6 protein-coding genes are annotated in these 4,942 nt (G+C 64.8%); 3 read left to right on the top strand and 3 right to left on the bottom strand.

Annotation, left to right across the window (positions count from 1 at the left end):
- Window positions 1–84: 84 nt before the first annotated feature.
- The 3 genes from AC1D34_RS33995 to AC1D34_RS33985 all read right to left on the bottom strand — a co-directional run bounded on the left by AC1D34_RS33995 (window position 85) and on the right by AC1D34_RS33985 (window position 2,142).
- Window positions 85–1,098, bottom strand: coding sequence for a DNA topoisomerase IB (locus AC1D34_RS33995; RefSeq protein WP_441491023.1), 1,014 nt, complete (start codon window positions 1,096–1,098; stop codon window positions 85–87).
- A 30-nt stretch (window positions 1,099–1,128) separates the two neighbouring features.
- Window positions 1,129–1,353: a hypothetical protein gene (locus AC1D34_RS33990; protein ID WP_476826615.1), complete on the bottom strand. Its 225-nt coding sequence runs from the start codon at window positions 1,351–1,353 to the stop codon at window positions 1,129–1,131.
- A 72-nt stretch (window positions 1,354–1,425) separates the two neighbouring features.
- Entirely contained in the window at window positions 1,426–2,142 is a 717-nt protein-coding gene (locus AC1D34_RS33985) for a fumarylacetoacetate hydrolase family protein (RefSeq protein ID WP_476826614.1), read from the bottom strand.
- Window positions 2,143–2,314: 172 nt separating this feature from the next.
- Between AC1D34_RS33985 and AC1D34_RS33980 the strand changes: the two genes are divergently transcribed.
- The 3 genes from AC1D34_RS33980 to AC1D34_RS33970 form a co-directional block, all read left to right on the top strand.
- A complete protein-coding gene (locus tag AC1D34_RS33980; RefSeq protein WP_441477901.1) occupies window positions 2,315–3,328 on the top strand; it encodes an ABC transporter substrate-binding protein in 1,014 nt (337 codons plus the stop codon).
- Window positions 3,325–4,125 (top strand): ABC transporter ATP-binding protein, encoded by an 801-nt coding sequence (locus tag AC1D34_RS33975; RefSeq protein ID WP_476826613.1) that lies wholly within the window; start codon window positions 3,325–3,327, stop codon window positions 4,123–4,125. The genes AC1D34_RS33980 and AC1D34_RS33975 overlap by 4 nt, the downstream gene beginning before the upstream one ends.
- The coding region (locus AC1D34_RS33970; RefSeq protein WP_476826612.1) for an ABC transporter permease at window positions 4,122–4,942 on the top strand (821 nt) is incomplete at its 3' end. The genes AC1D34_RS33975 and AC1D34_RS33970, both read left to right, overlap by 4 nt.

Raw genomic sequence — 4,942 nt, 5'->3', positions numbered from 1 at the left:
GGAATAGGGCAGCCGTCCTGAGCCAGATGGCCGAAGCCCTATGGCAGGATCGGTTTCGACCTGATCATGAGGCGGCGATTCACCTCACCCAGCCAGCGAGGCGAGCGCCCGCTCGATCCGGGAACAGCCGCCCCTGGCGCGCGCCTTCTCGAAGGAGGCCGCGAGCTTCCCGTTGGCATAGGCCTTCACCACGATGGCGTGGACATAGCTCTTGCGCGCCACGGCAGGCGTGTTCGCCAGTTGCTCCGAGACGGCGCGCATGATCTCGGCGAGCTGACGCTTCTCGCTGCCATCGCGGATCATGATCTGGCTGGCCAGCAGCAGTTCGGCGGCCGCAGCGTTCCCCGCCAGCATCCTCAAATCCTTGGCACTGATGGCGAGGCCGGAGATCTCGCGGAGATAGGCGTTGATGTCGCCGGCATGGACCGGCGTCACCTTGCCGTCCTCGTCCCGGTATTGCAGCAGTCGCCGGCCGGGCAACTGCGCAATCCGGGCAAGTGCTCGGGCGAGCGGGCCATCCTGCCGCGAGCATGCGATCTGTTTTCCGCCCTTGCCCCGAAACAGCAGGTCGATCCGCGAGGCCGTCAACGCGACATGGCGCTTGAGGAGCGTCGAGGCACCATGGCTGCCATTGCTCCTCGCATAGGCCTCGCCGCCAACGCGCAGATGGCAGCGGTCGATGATGGCGACTGCGCAAGCCAGCGTTTTCCTGCGGCAGAGCGAACGCGCCTTGAGATCATCGGCGACCGCCTTGCGCAAACGGGGCAGCGCGTCGATCAGCAGCCGCAATCGCTTCAACTTGCGGCGTTCGCGGACCCGCTCCCATTCGGGATGATAGAGATATTGCAGCCGCCCGGCCTCGTCCCGCCCGACCGCCTGGAGATGGGCCCGTGGATCGGCCGCGATGCGCACCTCGCGATAGGCGGGCGGAATTGCAAGTGAGCGGATCCGCTCAAGCAAGGCCGCGTCCCGGACGGGCTCGTCAGTGGCGTCGAGATAGGCAAAGCCCCTGCCGCGCCGGCCCCTGCGGATCGTCAGATCTCCGGGATTGACGATCCGCAGCCGACCATGGGCGCGGGATGGCTTGCCGGCGACCATGGCGTTACTGCTTGCCCAGCGCTTCCTGCATCAAGCCGCTTCCCGGCGGTTGTGATAGCGGCGCACGAGTTCTTCGGCGTAGGCCAAGTCAGCCTGCGTGAAGGCCGGCACCGGATCCGTGAGGATGGCGGTGAGGACATCCCGGTCGCGCTGGCCATTCGCCATCACAAAGGCGAGCGCATCCCTCGTCTCGCGTTCGGCATGAAGCTGGGCCACGAGGGCCGCAATCAATCTGTCCTTGGCCGATAGCTGCATGGCAAAACCTCCGCAGGAAGCTTCGCGATAAACACGGTCGGGCCAGCGCTTGTTCCGCCCAGGCGCAATCGGTCAGCCCGCCAGCGGCGGCGCGCCGATCGTGACGGTGAGCGCGCCGAGGCGCTCGATGCTGCCGACGAGAACATTGCCGGGAAGGACCGCGCCGACGCCATGCGGCGTACCGGTCATGATCACATCGCCGGGCTCAAGCGAGTAATATTTCGAGAGTGTCGCAATGATCTCGGGCGTGCGCCAGATCATCAAGGACAGGTCGGAATCCTGGCGTGCGACACCATCGACCTCCAGGCGGATTTTGCCCGTCGACGGGTGGCCGACCTGTTCGACCGGGTAGATCGGGCCGCAGGGCGCCGAGTGATCGAATGATTTCTTAAGCTCCCACGGGATCCGCGGGCCGTCTGGCGTGTCGAGCAGCTTGCGGCGGGTCATATCGAGGCAGATGCCGTAGCCGAAGACATGCTCGAGCGCTTCGTCCTGAGGGATGTTGTAGCCGCCGGACTTCATCGCCACCATGAGCTCGAGCTCGAAGTGAAAATCGTCCGTCATCGGCGGATAGGGAACGAAGCCGCCGTTCTGGACGATCGCATCGGCCGGCTTCTGGAAGATCAGCGGGAAATCGCGGGTCTCGTCGCCGCCCATCTCCCTGACATGGGCGACATAGTTGCGACCGACGCAGTAGATCCGCCGGATCGGGAAGCGCGCCGAGGAGCCCTCGATCGGCAGTGACTGGAGGGTCGGCGCCGGAACGGCGAAGTCTGCGAGTGTCGTCATCTGGGAAGCCATGCGCTGGGTCACGATCGGGACAGCATATGGGCCGGCTCGATCCTGTCCAGATAAATCTGCATATTTTTATCAAACGCCTGATAATCTGAATTTATTTGACACGTTTGATCGATAATGCATCGTTCGCTCATCCGTATCAGAGAAACGCAAGGGGAGCGGGATGAAACGTAGGCAGTTCATGGCAGCGGCGGCGGGCCTGCCGCTTGCGCTCGCAGCGTCGCGTGTTCATGCGCAGGCGCAGGATGAGCTCACGATCGTCTATCCGAGCCCGGGCGGGCTGGGTTATTTCGCCCTCTATGCCGCGATCGGCGAAGGTTATTTCGCCGAGGAGAAGCTCAAGATCCAGCCGCGCAGCGTCAATGGTTCGGCCCAGGCCATCCAGGCGCTCCTTGCGGGCCAGGCGCAGCTCGCCCATCCCGGTCCGGGGCCGCTGATGGCGGCGCGCGAACGGGGCCAGGATCTGGTCTACATCTACAATTACTTCACCCGCAGCCAGTTCAACCTCGTCGTACCGGAGGCTTCGCCGTTCCAGAAGCCCACCGACCTGAAGGGCAAGGTCATCGGCGTCGGTACGGCAGACGGGGCGGAAGTCGCGTTCGTGCGCTCCATCTTCGACGCCGAGGGCATGAAGGAAGGCCAGGACTACAAGTTCATCACGGTTGGCGAGGGCGGCATGGCCGTCGCCGGCTTCATGCAGAAGGCGATTGACGCCTATGCCTCCGACACCGCGGGCGCGGCCACGCTGACACTGCGCGGTGTCAAGCTGCGCTCGCTGACACCTCCGCCGTTCCAGTCCTTCTTCGGCAACGGCTATGTGGTGACGCGGAAATATCTCGACGAGAACCGCAGCATGCTGGAGCGCTTCGGCCGCGCGCTGGTCAGGGGCACCAAATTCGGGATCGACCCGGCCAACCGGGCCGCGACCCTGAAACATGCCCGCATGGGCAATCCGCAACAGCTGGAAAACATGCCCTTCGCCGAGGCTCTGCTCGACGTCTATTACAAGCTGACCAGTCCGATCGATCCCGCCAAGGGTTTTGGCTACAACCACCCCGCCGCCTGGGAGATGTGGCAACAGACGCTCGTTGCCTCGGGCGATCTCAAGAAGCCGCTGGCCGACCTGACCAAGGCCTATTCCAACGATCTCGTCACGGCCTGGAACGCTCCGCGATGACGGTGGCGGCGACTGTATCGGCCGAGGCGCGACCTCGGCCGGTCTACGAACTCGCGCAGGTTTCGAAATCCTACGGCGAGCGCGTGGTGGCGCTGGAGAACGTCGATCTGGTTCTCCGGGAAGGTGAGTTCCATTCGGTCATCGGCTCGAGCGGTTGCGGGAAGTCGACGCTGCTCAAGATCATGGCGGGCCTGACACCGCCTTCGAAGGGCCGGGTGATGCTCGCGGGGACACCGGTGCTGGGCGCCCGTGCCGATATCGGGATGATGTTCCAGCAGGCGACGCTGTTTCCGTGGCGGACGACGCTCCAGAACATCCTGCTGCCGGTCGAAGTCCGCGAAGGGCGCGCTGCAGCCGAGACGGCCGCGGCGCGTGCTCGCGTCCTGCTCGAACTGGTCGGGCTGAAAGGGTTCGAGGACACCTACCCCTCGCAGCTCTCGGGCGGCATGGCGCAGCGCGCCGCGATCTGCCGGATGCTGATATCGGAGCCGAATGTGCTGCTGCTCGACGAGCCGTTCAGCGCACTCGACGAGATCACCCGTGATTTCATGAACATGGAGCTGCAGCGCATCTGCCGCGAGCGCAACGCCTCGGCCTTCCTGGTGACCCATTCCATCGCCGAGGCCGTCATCCTCTCCGACATCGTGCATGTGATGTCGTCGCGCCCCGGGCGGATCGTGCGCAGCATCCCCATCACCCTGCCGCGGCCGAGGACGCTCGACATGACCACGCTACCGCTCTTCGGCGAGTATGTCGGTGTGATCCGCGGCCTTCTCGACAAGGGAGCATTCCTGTGAGCCATGTCGCGGAGAAGCCGTTGGCAGCCGCCCTGCCCGCCGACACGGTCTGGATCGAAAAGGTTTCGTGGATTTCCAAGGCCCCGCGCTGGGCCTCGATGCTTGGGCTGCTCGTGCTCTTCCTCGGGCTCTGGCAGGGCATCACCGCCGCCGAGATCGTCTCGCCGCTGATCCTGCCTACCCCCGGCGATACGCTGCGCGATATCGGCTTCGTCGGGCGCAACCTGATGGCCGGGGACTATATGCTGCCAGCCTTCTGGGTCACGGCAAGCGAGGTCCTCGTGGGCTTCGTCGTGGCGCTGGCGATCGGTGTCACGCTCGGCGTCGTGGTCGGGGAAACGAGCTTCGGCGAGCGCGCGGTGATGCCTTACATCGTCGCGGTCGACACCATGCCCAAGCTCGCCTTCGCTCCGCTCTTCGTCGCCTGGCTCGGCTTCGGCATCATGTCGAAGGTCGCGCTGGCGGCCTTCATCTCGGTGTTTCCGATCATCGTCGGCACCGCGGCCGGGCTGCATGCGGCCGACGAAAATGCGCGCATGCTGTTCAAGAGCATCGGCGCCTCGCGCCTGCAGACGCTGGTCAAGCTGAAGATCCCGACTGGCCTGCCGCAGTTCTTCACCGGCCTGAAGATCGCGGCGATCAGCGTGGTCTCGGGCGCGATCGCCGGCGAATTCCTCGGCGGGGGCCAGGGCTTTGGCGAGCTGATCCGGGTTGCCGCATCGCAGCTCGACACCCCGCGCGTCTTCTCGCTGATCATCTATCTTAGCCTGCTCGGGCTTTTCATGTTCGGCGTCGTGTCCTGGATGCAGTACAGGTT

This window comes from Allobosea sp. P1_A7 (assembly GCF_056406775.1).
Note: the sequence above shows the minus strand (reverse complement) of the source record. Positions and strands in the feature narration are given on the sequence as shown.